Source organism: Pacificoceanicola onchidii, assembly GCF_004804335.1.
Lineage (GTDB): Bacteria > Pseudomonadota > Alphaproteobacteria > Rhodobacterales > Rhodobacteraceae > Pacificoceanicola > Pacificoceanicola onchidii.
In genome coordinates, this window is record NZ_SRXY01000003.1 from 387750 (window position 1) to 414423 (window position 26674).

Here is a 26674-nt window from a genome sequence, read left to right on the forward strand (position 1 = left end):
CTTGGCAAGCGTCAAACAGCGGTTTGCAAAAGGGGTGGGCAGGTTTCCCCGCTCCCCAGGATGTCCACCGGTTAAAAATGGCTCGTTTTCTTTCTGTGACCATGGGTTCACCGGCTGCGCAGCCTTCCGTAGGCCGGGGCTCTGCCCCGGGCCTGCCCGTGAGAAGTGTTTCACCTCCGTCACAGCTGCGTTAACCCCCTAACGTCTGGCCAAGGCGCTTCCCATGTGAAATACCCCATGAACAAGGAAGGTGAGGGACAACTCATGAGCGAATTCGACTATGATCTCTTCGTGATCGGCGGCGGCTCCGGCGGGGTGCGGGCCGCGCGCGTTGCAGCTGGAGAGACCGGGGCAAAGGTGGCCCTGGCCGAAGAGGATCGCTACGGCGGCACCTGCGTCATTCGCGGCTGCGTGCCGAAAAAGCTCATGGTCTTTGCCAGCGAATACCGCCACGCCGCCAAAGAGGCCCGCGCCTATGGCTGGGACATGGCGGATGGCGATTTCCACTGGGATCGTTTTAAGGGCAAGCTGGAGGCGGAGCTAGACCGGCTCGAAGGCGTCTACCGCAAGCTGCTGGCAGGCTCCGGCGTGGAAACCTTTGACGCCCGCGCCAAGCTCAAGGATGCCCACACGGTGGAGCTCTCCACGGGCGAGACCAAGACCGCCAAACACATCCTGATCGCCACCGGTGGCCGCCCGGTGCGCCCCGATCTGCCCAATGCGGATCTTGGCATGGTCTCGGACGACATTTTCCACCTCAAGGCGCTGCCCAAACGGGTGCTGATCATTGGCGGTGGCTATATTGCCTGTGAGTTTGCCTGCATTCTCAACGGTCTGGGCGTCGAGGTGACGCAGTATTATCGCGGTGCGCAGATCCTGCGCGGCTTTGATGACGAGGCGCGCGGGCTGATTGCCGAAAGCATGAAGCAAAGCGGTGTCGATCTGCATCTGGGCACGGACATCGTTGAGATGCACAGCGATGGCGGCGACAGCGATCTGGCCTCGCCGGTGGGCGACGCGCAATATGGCGCAGCGGCCCAGAGCGCCGGGCACGAGGCGGGCAAGCCGATCCACGTCAAGGCCACCAACGGCGAGACCCGCGTGTTCGACGCCGTGTTCTTTGCCACGGGCCGCAAGCCGAACAGCGACAACATGGGGCTGGAGAGCTTGGGTATCGAGGTTGGCCGCAAAGGCGAGATCAAGGTCGATGAATACAGCCAGACCAAGGTGCCCTCGGTCTATGCCATCGGTGATGTGACGGACCGGGTGAACCTGACCCCGGTGGCGATCCGCGAAGGCATGGCCTTTGTCGAAACCGTCTTCAAGGGCAACCCGACAGCGGTGGATCATGACCTGATCCCGAGTGCCGTGTTCACCCAGCCGGAGTTCGGCACCGTGGGTTTGAGCGAAGAACAGGCGCGGGCGCAGGAAGAGATCGAGGTCTACTGCACCTCTTTCCGCCCCATGCAGACCGCGTTTGCCGAAGGCGAAGGCCGTGTTTTGATGAAACTGATCGTTTCAAAGGCAAATCGCACCATTCTGGGCTGTCACATCGTCGCGCCCGGCGCGGGAGAGCTGATCCAGATGGTCGGCATCGCCGTAAAAATGGGCGCAACCAAGGAAGATTTCGATCGGACCGTGGCGGTGCATCCCACCATGTCCGAAGAGCTTGTCACCATGCGAAACCCGGTAAGAACCGCTTGAAACATTCGAAAATGTGCACAAGTTAGTCAGCAACCGGACCACGATAAAAGACCAAGGAAGGAAGAGACTTCATGGCAGGTAACAGCGGCGGCCCCTGGGGGGGCGGCGGTGGCTCGAACGGAGGCGGCAATCGTCCTCCTTCGGGTGGCGGCGGTGGCGGCGGTGGCCGACGCCCCGAAGACAGCCAGATCCCCGAGATCGACGAGCTGATGAAGAAGGGCCAGGAGCGGCTCAAGGTGCTGATGGGCGGCGGCGGCAACTCCGGCCGTCCCAATGGCACCGGCGGCGGCAGCGGCGGCCCCTCGCTGGGCAAAGGCACCGTTGGCCTCGGCATTCTGGCGCTGGCGGCGATCTGGGCCTTTGGCAGCTTCTATACGGTCCGCCCCGAAGAGCAGTCCGTCGAGCTGTTCCTGGGCGAGTATTCCAGCACCGGCAATCCCGGTCTGAACTTCGCGCCTTGGCCGTTTGTCACCTTTGAGGTCGTCAACGTCACCTCCGAACGCACCGAGAATGTCGGTGGCGGTCGCGGCGGCACCGACGGGCTCATGCTGACCACGGACGCCAACATCGTCGACATCGAGTTCCAGGTGGTCTGGAACATCAACGATCCGGCGAAACTGCTGTTCAACATCCGGGATCCCGAACTGACGGTTCAGGCGGTGTCGGAATCGGTCATGCGCGAGATCATCGCGGCCTCGAACCTCGCCCCGATCCTCAACCGGGATCGTGGCTTGATCGCGGATCAGGCGCGCGAGCAGATCCAGGCGACGCTGGACGAGTATGAATCCGGCATCTCCATCGTGCGTGTGAACCTCGAAGGGGCCGATCCGCCGCGCGAAGTGATCGACAGCTTCCGCGAAGTGCAGGCCGCCGAGCAGGAACGTGACCGGCTTGAGCGTCAGGCCGATGCCTACGCCAACCGCGTTGTCGCCGAAGCCCGCGGTACTGCCGCGCAAACCGTGCAGGAAGCCGAAGGCTACCGCGCCCAGACGGTGAACGAAGCGCTTGGTGAGGCCAGCCGTTTCTCTGCCGTGCGCGAAGAATATGCCAAGGCCCCGGAAGTGACCCGCCGCCGTCTCTACCTTGAGACCATGGAAAAGGTGCTGGGTGACGTGGACAAGATGATCCTTGACGAAGCGCTGTCCGGTTCCGGCGGCTCGGGGGGCGTTGTGCCGTACCTGCCGCTGAACGAGCTGCGCCGGGGAGGGAACTGAGATGCGTAAGACAACCTATATCCTGCCCGCCTTCGTGATCCTGATCGTGGTTTTCCTGTCGTCGATCTTTGTGGTTGATGAACGGGAGAAGGCGCTGGTGCTTCAGTTCGGCCAAATCCGCGCCGTCAAGGAAGAGCCGGGTCTTGCCTTCAAGATCCCGCTGATTCAGGAAGTTGTGCGCTACGATGACCGGATCCTCTCGCTGGACACGGAAACCATCGAAGTCACGCCTTCCGATGACCGTCGTCTCGTTGTTGACGCCTTCGCCCGTTACCGCATTGCAGACGTGGTGCAGTTCCGGCAGGCGGTTGGCGTGGGTGGTCTGCGCGCTGCCGAGGACCGTCTGTCGTCGATCCTGAACTCGCAGATCCGCGAAGTTCTGGGTGCCGATCAGGTGACCTCTGACACGATCCTCTCGGAAGATCGCCGCGAGCTGATGAACCGCATCCGCGACCAATCGCGCGGTGAGGCTCTGAGCCTTGGTCTCGATGTGGTCGACGTGCGCCTCAAGCAGACCAACCTGCCGACGCAGAACCTTGAAGCCACCTTTGCCCGGATGCGCGCTGAGCGGGAACGCGAAGCGGCGGACGAGATCGCCCGTGGTAACGAGGCGGCGCAGCGTGTGCGCGCGCTTGCTGACCGGACCGTGGTCGAAACGCTCTCCGAGGCAGAGCGCGAAGGCAACGTGATCCGCGGTGAAGCGGATGCGGAGCGCAACGGGATCTTTGCCGATGCCTATGGCGCGGATGCGGAGTTCTTTGCCTTCTACCGCTCGCTTCAGGCCTATGAGACGGCGCTTCGGGGCGGCAACTCCACGATGGTCATGACTCCGGACAGCCAGTTCTTCGAATACTTCCGCAGCGAAAACGTCGGCGCGGACTCGCAGTTCGGCGTTGACGGGGCAGGCACCACTGCGCCGGTCGCGGCGGTCGAGGACTCGGCGCCGGCCTCCGAATGACCGGTTCGGATATCCTGATGGGGATCGGTTTGGTCCTCGTGATCGAGGGGCTGGTGTACGCACTGGCCCCTTCGCTTGTGGAGCGCTTGCTGGAAGCGCTGCGCGAGATGCCGCTGGAGGCGCGCCGGACGCTGGGGTTCCTGACGATTGTCACCGGGCTGATCATTTTGTGGTTTGCCAGGGGGTAAGGTCCGAAGGAGGCGACCCACAAGGGTCGATGACTGGCGCGGGGACAGCGCGCGTAGCTGCAAGCCTCTTTTAATCTCCGCTCGGCAGTCTCACTCGCGGTACCAACTGACACTCGGATTGATCCGCTGCGGCCCTGACAAAGCTAAGGCGGGCAGCCCCAAAGGGGGATGTTCGATCTGATCAGACGAATAAGCCGGGTTTGAACACCCCGGCCTTGCATATCCGTACCTGGGCGGCCGCCTTTTTCAGGCTTCACATCATGAGACAGAGCAAGCCCCGTCCTGCACAACCGCCGCGACGGGCCAAAGCCGTGGCTACTCTTCAGACCGCCACGCCTCCACAGCCGAACAGTCGCAGCTTTCCCATGTGCAGATCTCTGCCGGAGGCAGCAGGTCGTCGCGCGCCTCAATGTCTTTGAGAAAGCTCGTGAAGGTGCTGCCGCGTTTGGAGGTGTCCATCGGGTCGAGCCCATTGGGCGGCCATTCCGAAACACCGCCCCGCACAAGCCACGCCCGCCACGCGCCCAGAAAAGCCTCATCGTTGCCCATCAGGGTCAGCCCCGGATCACTCAGCCAGTGACAGGGCCGCATCACGCCTTTGGGCAGGCGCACATGCGCATCTCCAAAACTGTTGCGGAAAATGCGCGCATAAATCAGATCGTCGATCGGCTCCTTGCCGGTGACGGGGGCGAGATTGCGCAGATCAAGCCCGGCCAGCGCCGTGCCTTTGAACGTGACCGTGGGCGTGTCATTGGCGATCTGCGCCAGCAGCATCGGTGAGACAGGCCCGCCCAGAAGCTCGGTAAAGGCCTCCTGCGCCCGCGCCACGATCAGCCCGTCCATCGCCTTGGACTGGTAAGGCAGCCACATCAACGCGTTTTCAATGTAGGCCCCCGAGACATCCGCGCCGCGCATGGAAAAGAACGTCTCCGAAGCATTGCCAAACCGTCCGGTAAAGCGGCCCTCAAGCCTTGCCCCGTCAAAGTTCGCCGCGCGAAAATCGCCAAAGATCTCCTGGCTCTCATCCGGGTTCGAAGACAGCACGGCCCCGCGCAGGTCCGCGCGCCGCAGGTTGATGCGGGCGGTGGTTTCGATCTTGGGGATCAGCGTTGCGCCAACCAGGTTGGCCTCGCTCAGATCGGTGTACCCAAAGCGGGCGCCACGCAGGTCCGCCTCTTCCAGCACCGCGCCCACCATCCACGCCCCGTCCAGCTGCGCGCGCCGCAAGTCTGCGCCGGTCATCTGGCTGAACGACAGATCCGCCCCGCGCAGATCGCGCGGCTTGGGGCCGGTCTTGGCCATGGCCTTGATCCCGGCACTGCGTTCCTGGGCGAAATGCGCGCGAAAGGCGGGATTGTTCAGCATCGCCTGCACGGCGTCAGGCTCGACCGGGCAGGCAGGCGTGTCGGCGCGTTTGCACCAGGCGGTCAGATGGTCGCGCCGCGCCGTGTCCCGATCGCGCCAGCCGGCGGGCAGGGTGGTGAAGGCGGTGCGCGACAGATCTGCGGTTAACATGGGCGGCCTCAAGCCCTCCGGCACCCAGCTTGCCCATTCCGGCAGATGGCCGCTGCGGGAGAGACTTGCGATTGTGATGGAAAAGCCGACAGCGGCCAGCACGAGGGCGGTCACAACCGCCAGAATAATCCGCCCCCAGTTCCATCGCTCATAAAACGGCGGTTTCACGCCGCCAAAGGTAAACCCGCCGCTTGGCGCGCCATCGCCGGGTTTCGGCTTGTCAGGTTGCTGCTCGGGGCGTTTGAGCGGTTGGCTGGTGATCGTCATGGCTCAGGCCTCCTCTGCGGCGGCGGCCGGGCGTTCGGTGATCATGGTGCCGATCAGGGAGACCGCGCTCCACCAGGCGGAGGCGAGACAGTAGAACAGCGCCAGTCCAATCCAGAGCTGGATTCCCATGTCATGCAGCACAGAGGCCTTCAGCCAGAAGACCGCCACCACCGCCGGGGCCGCCCCCCAGATCAGCACCGTGATGCCGAACATGCCGATGATCGACAGGGGCGAGAGGTCCACGGGCGGCGCGTCGTCGTCCCCAAACCAGCGGCGCAGGATCAGGGCGCTGTCGATCAAAAGCCAGACCGGCAGATGCGCCGAGATCGGCTGGCCGTCCTCGCCGCGCGCGGGCAGGGTGGCCAGATCGTACCAAAGCTGCTCGATCAGGTTGTGCAGATAGCCATAGACCAGCGCGATCAGCGTCGGCGCGATCAGGATGAAATAGGAGAAATCCACCGAGAAATTCAGGATCGGCAGCTTCGTCGCCGCGCCGCCTGTGAAGAAGCTGCGATCATCAAGCCCCATGACCGTGACCATCGCATAGGCCAGGACGCCGAAGAACCAGAACCAGTTGCCCCGCGCGGCGGACGAGACCTTCTCCACCCGTTTGATCCGGGCGGCATCGGCCTCCTTTCGGGCTTTGCGCGCGGCGCTCGCAGCCTTGTCTTCGTCCGAGACCTCGGGCTGCCAGCGCTCAAGGACAGCGACGACCCGCCTGTGAAAATCTTCCTGTTCCATGGCCTGCAAAATGCGTTGTGATAAGGGCTTTCTCCCTACAGGCGAGCGCAAAAAGACCCGCAGGTCAAGAAAAAGCGATGGGATGCGCCCAGTCACAAACCAATCACGCTTGCTTGAGGTCAGGGATTCCCGCCTTTGGTGTTGCACAATCGACCCTATCTTTGACACACTGACATCAGGAGGCAGGCGGCGGCGACCGGGAGTGCGCACGCCGACTGGCAGAGACGAAGGAGTTCCAAGTGAAACCCCAAACCCAAGCATTGATGCGGGACCAGGCAACGCCGCTCAGGCTGTTCTGGCTCGGCACGCTGTCGATGGTGCTGATCCTGTCGCAATCGCTGATGGCGCACGCACGCGGCGCGCCGGAAAGCTTTGCCGATCTTGCAGAGCAGATCAGCCCGTCGGTTGTGAACATCACCACATCCACCACCGTTGCAGGCCGCACCGGCCCGCAAGGCATTGTTCCGGAAGGCTCGCCCTTCGAGGATTTCTTCCGCGAGTTCCAGGACCGCAACGGTCCGCAAGGGGACCGTCCGCGCCGCTCGTCGGCGCTTGGCTCCGGCTTCGTGATTTCCGAGGACGGTTTCATCGTCACCAACAATCACGTCATCGAAGGCGCCGATGAGATCCAGATCGAGTTCTTTGAAGGCATGGAGCTGCCCGCGCAGCTGATCGGGACGGACCCGAACACCGACATCGCGCTTTTGAAGGTCGAGGCGGATGGCCCGCTCAAGTTCGTTAACTTTGGCGACAGCGACACCGCCCGTGTTGGCGATTGGGTCATGGCCATGGGCAACCCGCTGGGGCAGGGCTTCTCTGTTTCGGCTGGCATCGTCTCCGCCCGCAACCGGGCGCTGAGCGGCACCTATGACGATTACATCCAGACCGACGCGGCGATCAACCGGGGCAACTCGGGCGGCCCGTTGTTCAACATGGATGGCGATGTGATCGGTGTGAACACCGCGATCCTGTCGCCCAACGGCGGCTCCATCGGCATCGGCTTTTCCATGGCATCGAATGTTGTGACCCGGGTGGTCGATCAGCTCAAGGAGTTCGGTGAGACCCGCCGTGGCTGGCTTGGCGTGCGCATTCAGGACGTGACCGATGACGTGGCCGAAGCGCTGGGTCTGCCGGAAGCCAAGGGCGCGCTGGTCTCTGACGTGCCGGATGGTCCGGCGAAAGAGGGCGGTGTTCTGGCCGGTGACGTGATTGTCAGCTTTGACGGCGTCGAGGTGATCGACACCCGCCAGCTGGTGCGTGTCGTGGCCAACACGCAGGTCGGCAAGTCCGTGCGCGTGGTGGTGAACCGTGAAGGCGAGACCGAGACGCTCAAGATCACCCTTGGCCGCCGCGAAGAGGCCGAAGGGGCCGTGCCTGCCGCGATGCCGGGCGAAGAGGAGCCGGACGCGCCGGTGACGGCGGATATCATGGGCCTGACCCTGCAGCCGCTGTCCGATGAGCTGCGCGCGGAGATGGAACTGGACGAGTCCGCCAAGGGCCTTGCGGTCATGTCCGTGGACGAAACCTCGGAAGCCTTCGAGAAGGGCCTGCGCGCCGGTGACATCATCACCGAAGCCAGCCAGAGCCAGGTGCTGAGCATCGATGATCTGGAGGCCCGCATCGAAGAGGCCAAGGAAGCCGGGCGCAAGTCGATCCTGCTTCTGGTGCGCCGGGGCGGGGATCCACGGTTCGTGGCGCTGAGCCTTGAGAGCGGCGAATAAGCCAAGGCCGGTCTGACAGGACCACGAAGGGCGCTCCCATCCGGGGGCGCCCTTTCTTATTTTGGCGCTGCGGGTGGGTCGACCTGTGGCAGGTAGAGGCTGATCATGGTGCCGGTAGGCCCTGTGGCGATGGCCAGCCCGCCGCCGCTTTCCCGCGCAAAGCCCTGAACCATGGACAGGCCAAGGCCGGTGCCTTTGCCGGGCGGTTTCGTGGTGAAGAAAGGTTCGATCACGCGGCCCAGAACCGCGTCCGAAATGCCGCTCCCCGTGTCGCGAAAATCGAGGCGCAGATAGAGCCCCTTGCGCAGGTCCGTGCCGTCGGCCATCGGGCGCGCAGACCGCAGGTTGCTGATCGCAACCGAGATCGTCAGGCTGCCGCCGCTTGGCATGGCGTCGACCGCGTTGACCACGATGTTCAGCATGGCCGTCAAAAGCTGGCCTTCGTCCACATGCACGTGCATCGGGGCCGGGGGCATGTCGAGTTTGACGCGGACCTTCTCAGTGACGAGGCTGCGCGACAGGTTCGACAGCTCCGTGACGCAGGCGTTGATGTCGACTGTGGAGCGCACCGTCGGGGCTTTGCGCGCGTAGATCAGCAATTGCCGCACAACCTCTGTCGCGCGATTGGCAGCGGTGCGGGCCTCGCCAATGACGTGGTGGCGCTCGTCCGGATCGTGCAGGTGATCATAGAGTTCGAGATTGCCGCTGATGGCGGTCAGAACATTGTTGAAGTCATGCGCAACCCCGCCCGCCAACTGGCCGATGGCCGCGAGTTTTTGTTCCTGAAGCGCTTTGACCGCCGCCGCTTCGGTTGTCATACGCAGCCGCCGGGCAGCGGTCAGGCCGCGCAGGAGATAGCCGCAGACAACAAATGTCACCACCGCAAGCGCGATCTTGGCCAAGGTGTCGTCGGTTCGGTCAAGCTTGGCCCACAGAACGTAGAGCAGGCTGATCAGGATCGCGCAGGCTTCGGAGACGATCAGCCAGATATAGGTGTCGCCGCGCCGGATCAGGAAAATGATCAACGTCGCGATCAGAATCGTGCCGATATAGCTCAGTTCCATGTCGGGCTGCGCCGCGAGGTAGGCAGGGAGCCACAGGAAAGACAGCATGACCACGAAAAACAGGGCGCAGGCCAGATGCGGCGCGCGTGGTCCGGGCGCGCTGCGCTGGCTGCGCAGAAAGGTGAAGAAGACGGCGTGGCAGATGTAGAAGGCCAGAGGCCAGATCCAGGCTATCATCCAGCCCGAATAGACATAGAACAGAGCCGTCCCGCCGCCCACGCCGAGCATCCGGACGATCAGTTCCGGCGTGTCACCATATTCGACCTCGTAAAGCCGCGCGATTTCGCGGGTGGTTTCGGCCGGGTTTGGGGTGGGGTTCTCCTTTTGGTGGAGCATTGGTGTGAAACTAACCGACTGATTTTTATGATTACGGAGGAAATTACGCGTTCGTGAGAAGGATTTTCTGCAATTCAGTGAAACGTCGAATTGGTTAACGGGAGGTTAACGGCGGCTTCCCACGGCTTTCAAACGGCGCTTGGAGAGAGGGGTATCGGGCCTGCCCGGTGCTGCGTGAATGCCTGTGGTCAGAGCGCATCTGGACAAGTGCGGCGGCGCCTGTCAGCATTTGATCAAATTTTGCTTTCGGAGTCGCGAAATGAAAGACGCCAACTTCCTCAAAGAGAAAAACGCCCGCCAGCTTTGGCATCCGATGGGGCATCCGCGCGAGATGCAGGAGCAACCGCCGAAGATCATCGCCAGTGCCGAAGGATCCATGATCACCGATATTGACGGGCACAGGGTGGTCGACGGGGTCGGCGGGCTGTGGTGCGTGAACCTCGGCTATTCGAACCAGGTGGTGAAAGACGCGATTTCCGGGCAGTTGCAGGAACTGCCTTACTATTCCGCCTTTGCCGGAACCAGCAATCCGCCCGCGATCGAGGCGGCTCATGCGGTGCAGGAATTCTTTGCCGAAGACGGGATGGAGCGGGTCTTCTTCACCTCCGGCGGCAGCGACAGCGTCGAGACCTGCCTGAGGCTGGCGCGGCAGTATCACCGGCTGCGCGGAGAGCCGACCCGGACGAAGTTCATCTCTTTGAAGAAGGGTTATCACGGCACGCATTTCGGTGGCGCTTCGGTCAACGGTAATAACCGTTTCCGCATCAATTACGAGCCGCTTCTGCCGGGGTGTTTCCATCTGCCCGCACCGTACCCGTACCGCAATCCGTTCAATGAAACCGATCCGGCTGTGCTGGCGCAGCTGATCGCGCAGGCGTTTGAGGATGAGATCGCCTTTCAGGGGGCAAACAGCATTGCGGCGCTGATCATGGAACCGATCCTTGGGGCGGGCGGGGTCTTGGTGCCGCATGAAAGCTTCATGCCGCTGATGCGCGAGATCTGTGACCGGCACGGGATTTTGCTGATCTCGGATGAGGTGATCACCGGTTTTGGCCGCACCGGCGATTGGTCCGGCGCGCGGCACTGGGGTGTGAAACCTGACATGATGAGCACGGCCAAGGGCATCACCTCGGGCTATTTCCCGGTGGGGGCGGCGATGATGTCGGGCAAGGTGGCGGAGGTGTTCGAAAGCGCGGACGCGGACGGCGCGATCAGCCATGGCTACACCTATTCGGCGCATCCGGTGGGGGCGGCGGCGGTGACGGCCTGCCTTGCCGAGACGGTCCGGCTCGATGTCAAAACCAACGCGGCGGCGCGGGGCAAGCAGCTTTTCGAAGGGATGCAGCGGCTTGCGGCCAAACACGATCTGATTGGCGACGTGCGCGGCGGGCATGGGCTGATGACCGGGATCGAGCTGGTCAGTGACCGCGCGGCGAAAACGCCGCTTGATGCAGGCACCGTGGCGCGCATCCATCAGGTGGCTTACGAGAGCGGCGCGATGGTGCGGATTGGCGGGCACAACCTCTTGATGTCGCCGCCACTGACCATCACCGAGGCGGAGGTCAACGTCATCGTCAAGGCGCTCGATGCGGGGTTTGCCGCGGCCTGAGGCGAAGGCTCAGAGCGCGGCGCGGCCAAAGGCGTTGAGGTGATAGACCGCGCCGTCTTCGAAGACGGCGGTGCTGAGCGCCCGGCCATAGCCCGCGCCGGTGTCGAGGTTGAGGCGGTTGATGCGCATTTCGGGCGCGTCAACGGGGGTATGGCCATGCACGACCAGCGCGCCGTGGTTGCGCTGGTCGGTGAGGAATTCGTCGCGAATCCAGAGCATGTCGTCCTCTTCCTGCAACGACAGAGGCAGGCCGGGGCGGATGCCCGCATGCACAAAGAAATACCCGTCTTCTTCGTGGCTTAGGGAGAGATTTGCGAGAAAGTCGCGGTGGGATTGCGGCACGGCCTCGGCCACGTGAGACAGGAAAGGCAGGAGCAGATCGTCCGGCATCGGATCGATCCCGTAGCTTTCGAGCCGCCGGGTTGGCGCGCCGATCGCCTCCAGCGCGGCGGCGGTGTCGAGGTAGGTCTCCAGCGTGGTCGTGCCGCCGAGCCGTTCGTGCAGCCAGAGCTTGCCCGAGAGAATGCGTTCGTCCCGGGTTTGGCCGCTGTCCAGAAACCGCTCGAACATGCGGTCATGGTTGCCCTTGAGAAAGACCCAGTCGCGCCCCTCTTTGATGCCGTTGATGAAGAGGTCAAGCACACCTTTGGAGTCCGGGCCGCGATCGACATAATCCCCGAGAAAGACCACGCGCGCCTGCGTCCCGCCGTCCTTGTCGATCAGCGCGAGCTGATCTTCGAGGGCGGACTTCTGGCCGTGAATGTCTCCGATGGCATAAAGCCGGGTCATGGCGTGTCCTTACGTTGCAAGCCTGTGTGCAGACGGTTTGTTTTCAATTTGCGACAGCATTAACGGCTGCGGCGCGGAGATTCACCCCCGGTTTAACGAAATCGAAAGCGCGAGGTGGAACCCTTGGGGCCGGGTGTTTGTTATTAGGGGCTGACGCGCCATGCCGTACCAACCGTTGACTTGTCTTGTTGTTGATGACAGCGAAATGGATCGCTTTACGTTGCGCCGTGTGCTGCACCGGCTGGAGCCGGAGCTTCAGCTGGTCATGGTCACAACGCTGGAAGAGGCGCGCCGGTGTTTGTCCGCCGGAGGGGTTGATTTTGTCGTGCTCGACAACTCCCTGCCCGACGGGAACGGGGCGGATTTTGTGATGGAGCTGTCGGAGGATGTCCGGTTTGACGGGATCCCGGTGCTGATCGTCACCGGATGGCCGTCGCCCTTCATCTTTGCCAAGGCGAAAATGGCCAATGTAAAACATGTGCTGGCCAAGGATCAGCTGCGCGGTGAGTCCACGCTCGGCCTGATCAAGGAGTGTATCGCCGCCGCCCGCGCGGCGCAGCGTGAAACGGAGGTGCCCCGCGCCTTTCGGCCCGGTCTGGCCCAGGCGGCAACAGAGCGGCACCGGGCGCGGCAGAGGCGCGAGCACTGACTTCGGGCGCTGACATGAGAAAGGCCCGGAGCGGATGCGCCCGGGCCTTTTTGTTGCTTTCAAGGGCCTGAGAGATCAGGCGACGTCGAATTCGAGCGGCTTGATCTGCTTGAACAGACCGGTTTCCGCCAGCTTGGCGCGGGCTTCGGCCGGGACCGGGGCGTCGACGTAGAGCAGGGCAATCGCCTCGCCACCGGCCTCGTTGCGGCCAAGGGTGAAGTTCGCGATGTTCACGCCGTTGCTGCCCATGGTCACACCCAGCGCGCCGATGATGCCCGGCTCGTCGTTGTTGGTGGTGTAGAGCATGTGGCGGCCCACTTCGGCGTCGATATTGATGCCTTTGATCTGGATGAAGCGCGGCTTGCCGTCGCTGAACACGGTGCCCGCGATGGAGCGCTCGCGCTGGGACGTCACAACGGTCACTTTCACATAGCCTTCGAAGGCACCGGATTGCTCCTGGTTGGTGGTGGAGATCTGGATGCCCTTTTCCTTCGCGATCAGCGGCGCGGAGACCATGTTCACGTCGGGGTTGATGGACTTCATGATGCCCGCGATCAGCGAGCAGTTCAGCGCGTCGAGGTTCATCGTTGCGGCTTCACCATCATAAAGGATGTTGATCGCTTTGATCGGCTCATTGTCGGACATCTGGCCGATGAAGGCCCCGAGGTGCTCGGCCAGCTTGATCCACGGGCCCATGACCTTGGCTTCTTCTGCGGTCACGGACGGCATGTTGAGCGCGTTGGTCACGGCACCGGTCATCAGGTAGTCGGACATCTGCTCGGCGACCTGCAGGGCAACGTTTTCCTGCGCTTCGGTGGTGGAGGCACCAAGGTGCGGGGTGCAAACCACGTTCGGCAGGCCAAACAGGACGTTTTCCTTGGCCGGCTCAACCGCAAACACGTCGAGCGCCGCGCCCGCCACATGGCCGGACTGGAGCATTTCGGCCAGCGCCTCTTCGTCGATCAGACCGCCACGGGCACAGTTGACGATGCGCACGCCTTTCTTGGTCTTTTCAAGGTTTTCCTTGGAGAGGATGTTGCGGGTCTGATCGGTGAGCGGGACGTGCAGGGTGATGAAATCGGCGCGCTTGAGCAGCTCGTCCAGCTCGACTTTCTCGACCTGCATCTTGTCGGCCTTTTCCTGAGACAGGAAGGGGTCATAGGCCACAACCTTCATCTTCAGGCCACGGGCGCGATCACAGACGATGCCGCCGATGTTGCCTGCGCCGATGACGCCGAGGGTCTTGCCGGTCAGCTCGACACCCATGAATTTGGATTTCTCCCACTTGCCCGCGTGGGTGGAGGCGGAGGCCTCGGGGATCTGGCGAGCAACAGCGAACATCATGGCGATGGCGTGTTCGGCGGTGGTGATCATGTTGCCGAAAGGCGTGTTCATGACGATCACACCGTGTTTGGAGGCGGCTTCCTTGTCGACGTTGTCTGTGCCGATGCCCGCGCGTCCCACAACCTTGAGGTTGGTGGCGTGCTCGAGGATGGACGGCGTGACCTTGGTCGCGGAGCGGATGGCGAGGCCGTCATACTGGCCGATGATTTCCGCCAGCTTTTCCTTGTCCTTGCCCACATCGGGCAGGAAGTCGACGTCGATGCCGCGATCACGGAAGATCTGAACGGCGGTTTCGGAAAGCTTGTCAGAGACGAGAACTTTGGGTGCGGTCATGGTATGCGCGCCCCGGACCTGATCCGGGGCCTCCTATTGGAAAAGGGGGAGGTCCCGGCGCGGGGCCGGGACAGGTGTTGCTCAGGCGGCTTCGGTCAGCGCGGCGATCTCGGCCTCGAACGCGTACTCAAGCCAGGGCATGAGCGCTTCAAGGTCGGAGGTCTCGACGGTGGCGCCACACCAGATGCGCAGGCCCGCCGGGGCATCGCGATAGGCACCGATGTCAAGCGCCACGCCATCGGCTTCGAGCCGCTTGGCCACGGCCTTGGCGAAGGTCGCGCCATCGGTGATGCGCGCATCGGTGAACTTCAGGCACACGGAGGTGTTGGAGCGTGTGGCCGCATCCACAGCGAGGTTGTCGATCCAGTCGTGGCTTTCGCAGAAGTCCCAGATCACCTTTGCGTTGGCGTCGGCGCGGGCCATCAGAGCGGGCAGGCCGCCGATGGAGCGGGCCCAGTCGAGCGCCACGAGATAGTCCTCAACCGCCAGCATGGAGGGCGTGTTGATGGTTGCGCCGGTGAAGATGCCGTCGATCAGCTTGCCGCCCTTGGTCAGGCGAAAGATTTTCGGCAGGGGCCATGCGGGCGTGTAGCTCTCGAGGCGCTCAACCGCGCGCGGCGAGAGGATCAGCATGCCGTGGGCCGCTTCGCCGCCCATGACCTTCTGCCAGGAGAAGGTGGTCACGTCGAGCTTGTCCCAGGCCAGATCCTGCGCAAAGGCGGCGGAGGTGGCGTCGCAGATGGTCAGACCAGCGCGGTCCGCCGGGATCGCATCGCCGTTCGGCAGACGCACGCCGGAGGTGGTGCCGTTCCATGTGAAGACAACATCGGTGTCGAAGTCGATCTCGGCGAAGTCGACAATCTCACCGTACCCGGCTTCCTTGACGTCGGCGTCGATTTTCAGCTGCTTGACCACGTCGGAAACCCAGCCGGAGCCGAAGGATTCCCAGGCGACCATGGTGGCTTTGCGTTCGCCCAGCAGGGACCACATTGCCATCTCAACCGCGCCTGTATCAGAGGCCGGGACGATGCCGATCTTGTAGTCTGCGGGGATGCCAAGGATCTCGCGCGTCTCTTCGATCGCGGCTTTGAGCTTGGCCTTGCCGACAGCGGCACGGTGCGAGCGGCCAAGCGCGGCATCGCTGAGCTTCGAGAGTTCGAATGTGGGGATTTTGGCGCAAGGGCCCGAAGAAAAACGCGGATTTGCCGGCCGCGTGACCGGAGCATTGATAGCCATATCTGCTAACCTTCCAGATAGATGCCTCTCGTTGGGGAGAGGTGTCCCACGCGCCTCGTAACGCGACTCGGCTTTGAGGGGCAAGACGTAAATTGGGCGGGAATGGTCGTATTTGCACAATTGCGGGCGGCGATTGGAGCGGATCGGAAACCTTGAAAGGATTTGGCGGTTCAATTTGCTTGATTTCACAGGGGATTGGCGCGAACCTGAGGTCATGAACAGCCTCACGCCGTTTCCCGCATCGCACCCCTCGAACCCGGTGGTGATGTTTCACCGGACCGAGCTTAACGTCATCCTGTCGCTGTACGGGCGCATGGTCGCTGCCGGAGACTGGCGCGACTACGGGATTTCCACGCTGAAGGACGTAGCGGTTTTCTCCGTCTTCCGAAGAACCGCCGAAAATCCGCTTTACCGGATCGAAAAGCGCCCCAAGCTGCGCACGAAGCAGGGCGAATACGCGGTTTTTGGCGCGGAAGGGCAGGTTTTGAAGCGCGGACATGATTTGCGGACGGTTTTGCGGGTGCTTGAACGCAAGCTGATCCGCTCTGTCGATTGACCGGGCGCCATTGCCGCGCCATGTATGCGATATGACAACGCGATTCACCGGCAGTTTCACCCAGCAGGAAGCCATCCCCGATGAGGGCATCGCCGCCGCGATGGCGGTGCTGCGCGGCGGGCGTTTGCACCGTTACAACGTGGCCGAGGGCGAGCTTTCAGAGGCGGCCTTGCTGGAGCAGGAGTTTGCCGCCTTTACCGGCGCGAAATACGCGCTGGCGGTGGCTTCGGGCGGCTATGCCATGGGCTGCGCTTTGCGGGCGATTGGAGTGAAACCGGGTGATCGGGTTTTGACCAATGCCTTTACGCTGGCCCCGGTGCCCGGTGCGATTGCCGCCGTGGGCGCGGTGCCGGTTTTCGTCGGGGTGACGGAAGGGCTGGTCATTGATCTTGACGATCTGGAGGCCAAAGCGGGCGCGGCCTCTGTTCTGATGCTCAGCCATATGCGTGGGCATCTGTGTGACATGGATCGGCTGATGGCGATTTGCGACGCGCACGGGATTACGGTGATCGAAGATTGCGCGCACACCATGGGCGCGGCCTGGAAGGGCGTCCCGTCGGGCAGGCAGGGCGCGGTGGGCTGTTATTCGACGCAGACTTACAAACACATGAATTCGGGCGAGGGCGGGTTTCTTGTCACCGACGACGAGGAGATCGCGGCGCGGGCGGTGATGCTTTCCGGCTCTTACATGCTGTATGAGCGGCATCTGGCGGCCCCCGGCCCGGAGGTGTTCGAGCGGATCAAATACGAGACGCCCAACGTGTCTGGGCGCATGGACAACCTGCGCGCCGCCATTCTGCGCCCGCAACTTCGCGCTTTGCCCGAGCAGGTGGCGCGGTGGAATGATCGCTACCGCGTGGTCGAGGATGGGCTGCGCGGCACGCCGGGTCTGACCGTCGTGGAGCGGCCCGAGGAAGAGACCTATGTCGGCTCGTCGATCCAGTTTCTTTTGCTGGATTGGTCGGCGGAGGGGGTGCAGTCGGTGCTGTCCCGCTGCGCTGCGCGCGGGGTCGAACTCAAGTGGTTTGGCGGCGCGGAGCCGGCAGGGTTCACGTCGCGTTATGACAGCTGGCGCTATGCGCCGTCCGAGCCGTTGCCCGCCAGCGACCGCGTGCTGCGCGGGATCGTGGACATGCGGCTGCCGCTGACGTTCAGTCTGGATGACTGCGCCCTGATCGCGGGGATTATCCGCGATGAGGTGGGGGCCGTGTTTCAGGCCGGATAGGGTTGGGCCTGTAGCCAACCTTCGTTCTTTGCACCCAGGCGCGGAATCAAGGCCGCAGGCCGCCGCGCCATCGACGGGCCGTCCCCACGGCACGGCGATTGGGTTGTCGTACCGAGCCGCGCCGGCCTAGCGCTCCAGTGGCAGGGATAAATCGAGGTGATCAGAAGTTGCTTCGCCGTACCACGGCCCGTCGATGACGCGGCTTTTTCTCCAGGCATGAGGTCACGGATCAAGTCCGGGACGAGTGTGTTCTATGGCCACTCAAGACCAATCCCTCCACCTCCAAACCAGACGGGTTCAACCAGCCCATTGACGCGACTCGCTTTGCTCGTTTAAATGAACGCATGTTCAATAACCGACGCGGGGAGGCGCGGGATGTTTCAGGCCAGCATGACTTTCGACCTTGGCGAGGACGTGAATGCGCTCCGTGAGATGGTGCACAAATGGGCGCAGGAGCGGGTGAAGCCGATCGCCGCGCAGGTGGATGCGGACAACGAGTTCCCCAATGAGCTTTGGCCGGAGATGGGCGAGCTGGGCCTTCTGGGCATCACCACGCCGGAAGAGTACGGCGGCGCGGGCATGAGCTATCTGGCGCATGTGGTTGCGGTTGAGGAGATCGCGCGGGCGAGCGCCTCTGTCTCGCTGTCTTACGGCGCGCATTCGAACCTCTGCGTCAACCAGATCAAGCTTAACGGCACCGAAGAGCAAAAGCACAAATACCTGCCGGGGCTGATCGCCGGGACCTCCATCGGCGCGCTGGCCATGAGTGAGCCGAGCGCCGGGTCGGACGTGGTTTCGATGAAACTGAAGGCTGAGAAGAAGAACGGCTATTACACGCTCAACGGCAACAAATACTGGATCACCAACGGGCCGGACGCGGATACGCTGGTGGTCTATGCAAAGACGGATCCGGAGGCGGGCTCCAAGGGTATCACGGCCTTTATCGTTGAAAAGAGCATGAAGGGCTTCAGCACCTCTCAGCATTTCGACAAGCTGGGGATGCGCGGCTCGAACACTGCCGAGCTGGTGTTTGAAGACGTGGAAGTGCCGTTTGAAAACGTCCTTGGCGAAGAAGGGCGCGGCGTGCGCGTGTTGATGTCGGGGCTTGATTATGAGCGCGTCGTTCTGGCCGGGATCGGCACCGGGATCATGGCGGCCTGTCTCGATGAGATCATGCCCTACATGGTGGAACGCAAGCAGTTCGGCCAGTCCATCGGGGATTTCCAGCTCATGCAGGGCAAGATCGCCGATATGTACACCAAGATGAACTCGGCCCGCGCCTATGTCTACGAGGTTGCCAAGGCCTGTGATCGCGGCGCAGTGACCCGTCAGGATGCGGCGGCCTGTTGCCTCTATGCCAGCGAAGAGGCCATGGTGGTGGCGCATCAGGCGGTGCAGGCCATGGGCGGCGCAGGGTTCCTGACCGACAGCCCGGTGAGCCGAATCTTCCGCGATGCCAAGCTGATGGAGATCGGGGCAGGGACCTCGGAAATCCGCCGGATGCTTGTGGGACGCGAATTGATGGCCGCAATGAGGTGACGCTTGCCAAAATGGCTCTGGTTTCTGCCGCTTGGATTGATCGTTCTGGTCGGGAGCCTGATGGCATTTCGGCTGGGCTGGATCGCGGCAAATCTGGACGAAACACAGGCCATTGAAGCCTACGCGCAGCGTTTTGTGACCCGTGAGGGCAAGGGGCTGGAGCCTTGGAACTGCTTTGGCGAGCCGGGCGAGGCGGTCTGGCTCTTGGTGCGCTGTACGGGAGAGGGGCGCACGTGGACCTATCAGGTCAACCGCTTTGGCGGGCTTGTCGGGATCATACCGCCGGGCGGCGGCGCATCGAAAGGGAGAGTGGACGCATGAAGAGACTTCTGCTGATCGCGGCGATGAGCTGTGCGGCTCCGGCCTTGGGCTTTGCACAAGACCTGTCCTTCTCTATGGCCACAACCGAAGAATGCTTTGCCTCCGAAGGCACCTTTGACGAATGCGTTGGGGCGTCTGCGCTGGCGTGTATGGAGGGGGATGACGCCGGGTTCACAACCGTGGGCATGGGCTTTTGCTATGAGCAGGAGCGGGCGGCGTGGGACGCGGAGTTGAATCGCGTCTACAAGGACGTCATGGCGCTTTCGAAGCAGATGGACGCGGAGAACGGCGCCTATGCACCGTCTCAGGCAGAGGCTTTGCGCGCCATGCAGCGGGCGTGGATCCCGTTTCGCGATGCAAAATGTGCCTATGAGCGCAGCCAGTGGGGCGGCGGTACGGGCGGCGGGCCGGCGACCCTGTCTTGTCTGATGTATGAGACCGCGCGGCAGGTGCGGGATCTGCGGGCGGCTCTTTTGGCGCGGTGATGCTGGAGCGGGGCGCGACATACGAGGCCTTGAAAGCCGGGTTTCGCTGGGATCTTCCGGAGCGACTGAACATGGCGGAACAGGTCTGCGATGGTTGGGCCGCGCGAGCGCCGGAGCGGCTTGCCCTGATTGATCTGAGCGACGGGGTGCGGCGCGACTGGAACTATGGCGCACTGCGGGAGTTGTCCTTGCGCGTGCAGGCGGCGCTGATGGCGCGGGGTGTGGTGCACGGCGACCGGGTTGGCGTGTTGCTCTCGCAATCGCCGCTCTGCGCAGCGGCGCATATCGCGGCGTGGCGGATGGGGGCGATTTCCGTGCCCTTGTTCAAGCTGTTCCGCCATGACGCCTTGGCCTCGCGGGTGGGCGACAGCGGCGCGCAGGTGATTGTGACCGACGCGGAAGGTGAGGGCATGCTGTCCGGGCTGGACGTCAAGGCCTTGAGGGCGGAAGACCTCCCTGAAGCCACTGAGGCAGGCGCGGCCCAGACCGGGCCGGAGGATCCGGCGGTTCTGATCTACACCAGCGGCACCACCGGCAGCCCCAAAGGCGCGCTGCATGGGCATCGGGTTTTGACCGGGCATTTGCCGGGGGTCGAGATCAGTCATGATCTGCTGGGCGCGCCCGGCGATGTGCTCTGGACTCCTGCGGATTGGGCGTGGATCGGCGGGCTGTTCGATGTGCTCATGCCCGGGCTGGCGCTTGGGGTGCCAGTGGTGGCGGCGCGCATGGGGCGGTTTGACGTGGCCAGTTGCCAGCAGATCATTGCAGAGGCGGGCGTGCGCAACGTATTTTTCCCGCCGACCGCGCTGCGGATGTTGAAAGCCGAGGGCGCGCGGATCAGTGGGCTGCGCAGCGTGGCCTCCGGCGGGGAGCCTTTGGGGGCGGAGATGCTGGCCTGGGGACAGGAGAGTCTCGGGGTGACGATCAACGAATTTTACGGCCAGACCGAGTGCAACATGGTTGCGTCGAGCTGCGCGCACCTCTTCAGCCCGAAACCGGGCTGCCTCGGCAGGGCGGTGCCGGGGTTCGACGTTGCGGTGATTGACGCGGCGGGCCGGAAGACGGGGGACGAAGGCGATATCGCGGTCCGGCGCGGGGCGGCGTCGATGATGCTGGGGTATTGGAACAAGCCTGCTGAGACTGATGAGAAGTTCCGGGGCGACTGGATGCTGACCGGGGATCGCGGTGTGATCGAAGAGGGTTTCATTCGCTTTGTTGGGCGCGAGGATGATGTGATCACCTCGGCGGGTTACCGCATCGGCCCGGCAGAGATCGAAGACTGCCTGCTGACCCATCCGGCAGTGGCAACGGTGGGGGTTGTGGGCAAGCCGGACCCGCTTCGGACGGAACTGGTGAAAGCCTATGTCGTGGTGAAGCCGGGCCATACCTGCGCGGCAGAGGATCTTCAGGCATGGGTTAAAGAGCGGCTCGCAAGTTATTCTTATCCAAGAGAGATTGCCTTTCTCGAAGCCTTGCCGATGACGGTGACGGGCAAGGTGATCCGCAAGGATTTGAAGGCCATGGCCATGGCGGAGGTGGCGGGATGAGAGCGGTTTTCTCTGTCCTGTGCGGCTGCACCGGGTTTGCGCTTCATGCGCAAGAGCCGGAGTTGCTGCCGAGTTTTGCCACCTGCATGGACAAGGAAGTGGCACGTTACGAGCGGGCGCTGCGGCGCGTGCAGGATATGCCGGAAACGCAGCCCTTCGAGATTGGCGATATGCGCGGGACGGAGTTTTGCGGCTCGGTCGGGATTGTGACCTGCGACCGCTCCGAAGAGAAATTGCCGTGCCAGCATGCCTTTGCCGAAGAGCAGGATGCGCTGGGGGCGCGGATTTTGGCGACTCTGCCGGAGCCGGGAGCGGTTCAGGGGCGAGCCGGGCAATGGTCGGATGACTTGTATCCGCTGGTTCTGGCGCTGGCGCAGGGCACATCCGCGGGGCCGGATTGCGGCGGTGATACCGATGTCATGGCAGCCTGGTGCGAGGCCCGCGAGGCGAACCGGCGGCTGATGAACGCGGTTCTGGCCTGGCAATTGGCGCGGTTTCTGAACGCCGCGCCGGACGCGATCGAAGCAGGTTGGGCCAAGGTGCCGCCGCCCGTGCGGCCACAGGCCAGACCGGACGAGAATTGAGACACGACAGGGCGCGCGGCGCCGGAAGAACGTAGAACGAGGAAGGCGACATGAAACTGCAATCGCAGGTCATCACGGGGTCCGAGACCTTCAAGGCCAACCAGGCGGCACATCTGGAGGCGCTGCGCGAGATCGAAGAGGCGGCTGCGGCTGCGGCTGAAGGTGGCGGTGAGAAATCCCGCGCGCGGCATGTGGCGCGGGGCAAGATGCTGCCGCGCGAGCGGGTGGCGAACCTGCTTGATCCCGGCGCACCGTTTCTGGAGATCGGGGCTACGGCGGCGCATGCGCTTTATGACGGGGCTGCGCCCGCGGCGGGGGTGATCGCCGGGGTAGGCACCGTTGAAGGGCGGCAGGTCATGGTGGTCTGCAACGACGCGACGGTGAAAGGCGGCACCTATTACCCGATGTCGGTGAAGAAACACCTGCGGGCGCAGGAGATTGCCGAGGAAAACCACCTTCCATGCATCTATCTTGTGGACAGCGGCGGCGCGAACCTGCCCAACCAGGACGAGGTGTTCCCGGACCGCGACCATTTTGGCCGGATTTTCTACAATCAGGCGCGGATGAGCGCGAAGGGGATTGCGCAGATTGCCGTGGTGATGGGATCCTGCACGGCGGGCGGGGCCTATGTGCCGGCCATGTCGGATGTGTCGATCATCGTAAAGGAACAGGGGACCATCTTCCTCGCCGGACCGCCGCTGGTGAAGGCGGCGACGGGGGAGGTTGTGACTGCCGAAGACTTAGGCGGCGGCGACGTGCACACGCGGCTTTCCGGTGTGGCGGACTACTTGGCGGAAGACGACGCCCATGCGCTGGCTTTGGCGCGGCGCGCGGTGTCATCGCTGGGGGTGCCGGGGCAGAGCCCCGGCCTACAGGCTGTCGAGCAACCGGCTTATGACCCGAGCGAAATCCTCGGCGCGGTGCCTGCGGATCTGCGCACGCCTTACGACATTCGCGAGGTGATCGCACGGATCGTGGATGGCTCGCGGTTTGACGAGTTCAAGGCGCGCTTTGGCGAGACGCTGGTTTGCGGCTTTGCCCATGTGGAAGGCATGATCTGCGGCATCATCGCCAACAACGGCGTGCTGTTTTCAGAAGCCGCGCAGAAGGGTGCGCATTTCATCGAGCTTTGTTCGCAGCGGCGTATCCCTCTGGTTTTCCTGCAGAATATCACCGGGTTTATGGTGGGCCGAAAGTATGAGAACGAAGGCATCGCGCGGCATGGGGCGAAGATGGTGACCGCCGTCGCCTCGACCTCCGTGCCCAAGATCACGCTGCTGGTGGGCGGCTCGTTCGGGGCGGGCAACTACGGAATGGCGGGCCGGGCTTATCAGCCGCGGTTCCTCTGGACGTGGCCGAACAGCCGCATTTCCGTCATGGGCGGCGCGCAGGCGGCGGGGGTTCTGGCCACGGTCAAACGCGACGCCATCGAGCGCGGTGGCGGATCGTGGTCCGAAGATGAGGAAGCGGCGTTCAAGCAGCCGACCATCGACATGTTCGAACGCCAGTCGCATCCTCTGTACGCCTCTGCCCGGCTTTGGGACGATGGCTGCATCGACCCGCGCAAGTCCCGAACAGTCCTCGCGCTCAGCCTGCGCGCGGCGCTGAATGCCCCGATAGAGGAGACACGTTTCGGCGTGTTCCGGATGTGATCCGATGACCCAGAAAAAAACACTGCAACAGTTGGTTGACGAAAACCCGCAGGCCGAGACGTTCCGGTTTGGCGACAGCAAGACGCTCTGTGACGAGATCCTCGCGTTGGTGCGATCGGGGCAGAAGACCGCCACGGTCGAGGCGATGCGGGCGTTCGAGAAAGAAGGCGACGCGCTGCCCGAAGTGGGGCGGCGCGACATTGCGCTGACTTGGGAGGGCGCGCCCGCGGCGATGATCGAGACGGTCGCGGTCGAGGTGATGCGCTTTGATGAGATGACCGAAGAGAAGGTCGCAGCGCAGGGCGAGTTTCGCGATCTGGCGCACTGGCAGAAGGGCTATCGCGCGTATTTCTCGCGCAATGGCGGCGTGAGCGATGACATGCGGATCTTGTACGAGACCTTCCGCGTGGTGGAGGATTATGCATGACTGATAAGGGTTTGCACGGCATGTTTGACACGATTCTGATCGCCAACCGGGGCGAGATTGCCTGCCGGGTGATGGAGACGGCGCGCGCCATGGGGCTGCGCACGGTGGCGGTGTACTCGGACGCGGATGCGGCGGCCAAACATGTGCAGATGGCAGATGTCGCGGTGTGCATCGGCGGCGCGGCTCCGGCAGAGAGCTACCTGCGCGGTGAGAAGATCATCGCGGCGGCGCAGGAGACGGGCGCGCAGGCGATCCATCCGGGCTATGGCTTCTTGTCCGAAAACCCGGAGTTTGTGGATGCGGTTGAGGCAGCGGGGCTGACCTTTGTCGGGCCGTCTGCGGCGGCGATCCGCAAGATGGGTCTCAAGGACGCGGCCAAGGCGTTGATGCAGGAGGCGGGCGTGCCCGTGGTGCCGGGGTATCACGGGACTGATCAGGACCCGGAGATGCTCGCGCGGGAGGCGGAGGCCATTGGCTATCCGGTGCTGATCAAGGCGGTTGCGGGCGGCGGCGGCAAGGGTATGCGGCTTGTGGAGCAGGCCGGGGATTTTGCCGACGGTCTGGAACGGGCCAAAGCCGAGGCGCGCACGGCCTTCGGCAATGACGTGGTCTTGATCGAAAAGTTCGTCAGCCAGCCGCGCCATATCGAAGTGCAGGTCTTTGGCGACGGCACCCGCGCCGTGCATCTGTTTGAACGCGATTGCTCGTTGCAACGCCGTCACCAGAAGGTCATCGAAGAGGCGCCCGCGCCGGGCATGACCGAGGAAATGCGCGCGGCCATGGGCGCGGCGGGTGTGCGGGCAGCCGAGGCGATTGGCTATAAGGGCGCGGGTACGGTGGAGTTCATCGTGGACGGCTCGGACGGGCTGAAACCGGACGGTTTCTGGTTCATGGAAATGAACACGCGCTTGCAGGTGGAACATCCGGTGACGGAGGAGATCACCGGTGTCGATCTGGTCGAATGGCAGATCCGCGTGGCAGCCGGAGAGCCACTCCCGGTGGCACAGGAAGATCTGACGATCACCGGCCATGCGTTCGAAGCGCGGCTTTATGCGGAGGACGTGCCAGCGGGGTTCCTGCCCGCGACGGGCACGCTGGATCACCTGGCTTTCCCCGAAGGTGTGCGCGCGGACAGCGGCGTGCGCTCGGGCGATACCATCAGCCCGCATTACGATCCGATGATCGCCAAGCTGACGGTGCACGGGCCGACGCGGGCGGTGGCTTTGCGCAAACTGGCGCGGGCGCTGCGGGAGACGGAAGTGGCCGGGACGGTTACGAACCTCGCGTTTCTGGGGGCTCTGGCGGAACATGGCGGCTTTGGCGCGGGAGAGGTCGATACCGGGCTGATTGCCCGTGATCTTGATGCGCTGACGGTTCAGCCCGTGGTCAGTCCCGAGGTGCTGGCGGGAGCGGCGCTTGAGGCGGCGGGTCTGGGAGACCCGGGCGCGTTTGACCGTGGTTTCACACTTTGGCAGCCGCTGGACCGCACGATTGTGCTGCGCTCCTCGGATGAGGTGACCTGCCGCGTGCAGGTGACAGGGCCGGACAGCGCAGAGGTGGATGTCGCGGGTGAGGCGGTCAGCGCCGTTCATCGCGGCGGGCGCTGGTGGCTCAACGGCGCACCGGGGCCGAAGGTTCATGCGGCGGGCGGCCATATGACGGTTTTGCAGGACTACGGCATTCCGGTTGACGTGGTTGATCCGCTGGACCGCGCGGGCGAGGCTGCGGGCGGTGACGGGATCACGCTTGCGCCGATGCCGGGCAAGGTTGTGACGGTTTTTGTTAAGGCCGGGCAAAGCGTTGCCGCGGGTGATCGTCTGGCCGTGCTGGAAGCGATGAAGATGGAGCACACGCTGACCGCGGGGCTGGATGGCACGGTGGCCGAAGTGCTTGTCTCGGATGGTGATCAGGTGGAGGCGGGCGCGCCGCTGATCCGTCTCGATGACCTGAACGACGACGCCTGATCAAAGGGGAGGGAGCCATGATCAAACTGCACCATGTCCAATACGGGCGTTCGTTCCGCGTGCTCTGGCTGATCGAGGAGATCGGGCCGGATGTCTTTGGCGGGCTGGAGATCGAGGAACACCGGATCGGGACCAAGGAGATGCGCGAGGGCGATTTGCGCCGCGTCTCTCCGGCGATCCGCATTCCGGCGATCGAACATGACGGGCTGGAGATGGCCGAATCCGGGGCCATTGTCGAATATCTCACCGAGGTCCATGCGCCGGAGCTTGGGCGCGCGGCGGGGCATGCGGAGCGGGCCGCGTATCTGCAATGGGTCCATTATGCGGAGACACAGGCGAGCCTGATCGAAACGCTCAACCTGATCCATCTTTTCCTGCGGCCGCCTGCGACGAAGGATCCGGTGTTGCTCAAATTGCTGGCGGCACGGCTCAAAGGCACGCTGGCCGGGATGGAAGCGCGGCTCGAAGGGGACTACTTGCTGCCCGGCGGGTTTTCGGCGGCGGATATCATGATGGGTTTCAACCTATTTGCGGCGCCGTTCTACGTGCATCTCGATCCGTTCCCGAAGTTGCAGGCCTACAAGGCGCGCATCGAAGCGCGGCCAGCCTATCAGCGCGCGGTTGAACGGGAAGGGCCGCAGCGGTTTTACACGCAGGACTTTTATCCGGTGCCGGAGGCTTGAGTTGAGTACTTTGACCGAGAGAA

At 63.4% G+C, this 26674-nt stretch carries 24 protein-coding genes; 18 read left to right on the forward strand and 6 right to left on the reverse strand.

Annotation, left to right across the window (positions count from 1 at the left end; all coding sequences use genetic code 11):
• The first annotated feature begins 264 nt into the window (after nt 1-264).
• The 4 genes from E4662_RS10100 (at nt 265) to E4662_RS10115 (ending at nt 4064) form a co-directional block, all read left to right on the forward strand.
• Entirely contained in the window at nt 265-1704 is a 1440-nt protein-coding gene (locus E4662_RS10100; protein WP_136441671.1) for an FAD-dependent oxidoreductase, read from the forward strand.
• Between the two features lie 71 nt (nt 1705-1775).
• A complete protein-coding gene (gene hflK / locus E4662_RS10105) occupies nt 1776-2918 on the forward strand; it encodes an FtsH protease activity modulator HflK (RefSeq protein ID WP_136441413.1) in 1143 nt (380 codons plus the stop codon).
• A gap of 1 nt (nt 2919) precedes the next feature.
• Nucleotides 2920-3876, forward strand: coding sequence for a protease modulator HflC (gene hflC, locus E4662_RS10110; RefSeq protein WP_136441414.1), 957 nt, complete (start codon nt 2920-2922; stop codon nt 3874-3876).
• Nucleotides 3873-4064 carry a DUF2065 domain-containing protein gene (locus E4662_RS10115; RefSeq protein ID WP_136441415.1) on the forward strand — a complete coding sequence of 64 codons (192 nt, stop codon included), beginning with the start codon at nt 3873-3875 and terminating at the stop codon, nt 4062-4064. Before hflC ends, E4662_RS10115 begins: the two co-directional genes overlap by 4 nt.
• A gap of 315 nt (nt 4065-4379) precedes the next feature.
• Here E4662_RS10115 and E4662_RS10120 read toward each other — a convergent pair whose 3' ends face one another.
• Together E4662_RS10120 and E4662_RS10125 are read right to left on the reverse strand one after the other, a co-directional pair.
• Entirely contained in the window at nt 4380-5846 is a 1467-nt protein-coding gene (locus E4662_RS10120; RefSeq protein ID WP_206080283.1) for a pentapeptide repeat-containing protein, read from the reverse strand.
• Between the two features lie 3 nt (nt 5847-5849).
• Entirely contained in the window at nt 5850-6587 is a 738-nt protein-coding gene (locus E4662_RS10125; RefSeq protein WP_136441416.1) for a hypothetical protein, read from the reverse strand.
• A 263-nt stretch (nt 6588-6850) separates the two neighbouring features.
• Between E4662_RS10125 and E4662_RS10130 the strand changes: the two genes are divergently transcribed.
• Nucleotides 6851-8308: a DegQ family serine endoprotease gene (locus tag E4662_RS10130; protein ID WP_206080285.1), complete on the forward strand. Its 1458-nt coding sequence runs from the start codon at nt 6851-6853 to the stop codon at nt 8306-8308.
• A 56-nt stretch (nt 8309-8364) separates the two neighbouring features.
• On the opposite strand, the gene E4662_RS10135 is transcribed toward E4662_RS10130, so the two are convergent.
• Nucleotides 8365-9708, reverse strand: a complete 1344-nt coding sequence (locus tag E4662_RS10135; protein ID WP_136441418.1) for a sensor histidine kinase — start codon at nt 9706-9708, stop codon at nt 8365-8367.
• Nucleotides 9709-9967: 259 nt separating this feature from the next.
• Between E4662_RS10135 and E4662_RS10140 the strand changes: the two genes are divergently transcribed.
• Nucleotides 9968-11317, forward strand: coding sequence for an aminotransferase class III-fold pyridoxal phosphate-dependent enzyme (locus E4662_RS10140; protein WP_136441419.1), 1350 nt, complete (start codon nt 9968-9970; stop codon nt 11315-11317).
• A gap of 9 nt (nt 11318-11326) precedes the next feature.
• Here E4662_RS10140 and E4662_RS10145 read toward each other — a convergent pair whose 3' ends face one another.
• Nucleotides 11327-12106, reverse strand: coding sequence for a metallophosphoesterase family protein (locus E4662_RS10145; protein WP_136441420.1), 780 nt, complete (start codon nt 12104-12106; stop codon nt 11327-11329).
• A 160-nt stretch (nt 12107-12266) separates the two neighbouring features.
• On the opposite strand from E4662_RS10145, the gene E4662_RS10150 reads away from it, so the two are divergent.
• Complete coding sequence (locus E4662_RS10150; protein WP_136441421.1) at nt 12267-12755, forward strand: response regulator; 489 nt, start codon at nt 12267-12269, stop codon at nt 12753-12755.
• Between the two features lie 75 nt (nt 12756-12830).
• On the opposite strand, the gene serA is transcribed toward E4662_RS10150, so the two are convergent.
• Both serA and E4662_RS10160 read right to left on the reverse strand, forming a co-directional pair.
• Nucleotides 12831-14432, reverse strand: coding sequence for a phosphoglycerate dehydrogenase (gene serA / locus E4662_RS10155; protein WP_136441422.1), 1602 nt, complete (start codon nt 14430-14432; stop codon nt 12831-12833).
• An 81-nt stretch (nt 14433-14513) separates the two neighbouring features.
• Nucleotides 14514-15668, reverse strand: a complete 1155-nt coding sequence (locus tag E4662_RS10160) for a phosphoserine transaminase (RefSeq protein ID WP_136441423.1) — start codon at nt 15666-15668, stop codon at nt 14514-14516.
• A gap of 214 nt (nt 15669-15882) precedes the next feature.
• Here E4662_RS10160 and E4662_RS10165 point away from each other — a divergent pair, with 214 nt between their 5' ends.
• The 11 genes from E4662_RS10165 to E4662_RS10215 all read left to right on the forward strand — a co-directional run bounded on the left by E4662_RS10165 (nt 15883) and on the right by E4662_RS10215 (nt 26651).
• Complete coding sequence (locus E4662_RS10165) at nt 15883-16224, forward strand: DUF2794 domain-containing protein (RefSeq protein ID WP_136441424.1); 342 nt, start codon at nt 15883-15885, stop codon at nt 16222-16224.
• 31 nt (nt 16225-16255) lie between these two features.
• Nucleotides 16256-17449: a DegT/DnrJ/EryC1/StrS family aminotransferase gene (locus E4662_RS10170; protein ID WP_136441425.1), complete on the forward strand. Its 1194-nt coding sequence runs from the start codon at nt 16256-16258 to the stop codon at nt 17447-17449.
• Between the two features lie 375 nt (nt 17450-17824).
• On the forward strand, nt 17825-18988 hold the full coding sequence (locus tag E4662_RS10175; RefSeq protein WP_136441426.1) for an isovaleryl-CoA dehydrogenase: 1164 nt from the start codon (nt 17825-17827) through the stop codon (nt 18986-18988).
• Nucleotides 18989-18991: 3 nt separating this feature from the next.
• Nucleotides 18992-19309 carry a hypothetical protein gene (locus tag E4662_RS10180; protein WP_136441427.1) on the forward strand — a complete coding sequence of 106 codons (318 nt, stop codon included), beginning with the start codon at nt 18992-18994 and terminating at the stop codon, nt 19307-19309.
• Nucleotides 19306-19794: a lysozyme inhibitor LprI family protein gene (locus E4662_RS10185; protein ID WP_136441428.1), complete on the forward strand. Its 489-nt coding sequence runs from the start codon at nt 19306-19308 to the stop codon at nt 19792-19794. The genes E4662_RS10180 and E4662_RS10185 overlap by 4 nt, the downstream gene beginning before the upstream one ends.
• Nucleotides 19794-21341, forward strand: a complete 1548-nt coding sequence (locus tag E4662_RS10190; protein WP_136441429.1) for an AMP-binding protein — start codon at nt 19794-19796, stop codon at nt 21339-21341. The genes E4662_RS10185 and E4662_RS10190 overlap by 1 nt, the downstream gene beginning before the upstream one ends.
• The gene (locus tag E4662_RS10195; protein WP_136441430.1) at nt 21338-21925 is read left to right on the forward strand and encodes a hypothetical protein; all 588 of its coding nucleotides are present in this window, start codon (nt 21338-21340) and stop codon (nt 21923-21925) included. The genes E4662_RS10190 and E4662_RS10195 overlap by 4 nt, the downstream gene beginning before the upstream one ends.
• Nucleotides 21926-21975: 50 nt before the next feature.
• Nucleotides 21976-23577, forward strand: a complete 1602-nt coding sequence (locus tag E4662_RS10200) for a carboxyl transferase domain-containing protein (protein ID WP_136441431.1) — start codon at nt 21976-21978, stop codon at nt 23575-23577.
• A 4-nt stretch (nt 23578-23581) separates the two neighbouring features.
• Nucleotides 23582-24004 carry an ASCH domain-containing protein gene (locus E4662_RS10205; RefSeq protein WP_136441432.1) on the forward strand — a complete coding sequence of 141 codons (423 nt, stop codon included), beginning with the start codon at nt 23582-23584 and terminating at the stop codon, nt 24002-24004.
• A gap of 20 nt (nt 24005-24024) precedes the next feature.
• Entirely contained in the window at nt 24025-25968 is a 1944-nt protein-coding gene (locus E4662_RS10210; RefSeq protein ID WP_136441673.1) for an acetyl-CoA carboxylase biotin carboxylase subunit, read from the forward strand.
• 17 nt (nt 25969-25985) lie between these two features.
• A complete protein-coding gene (locus E4662_RS10215) occupies nt 25986-26651 on the forward strand; it encodes a glutathione S-transferase family protein (RefSeq protein WP_136441433.1) in 666 nt (221 codons plus the stop codon).
• Nucleotides 26652-26674: the final 23 nt, after the last annotated feature.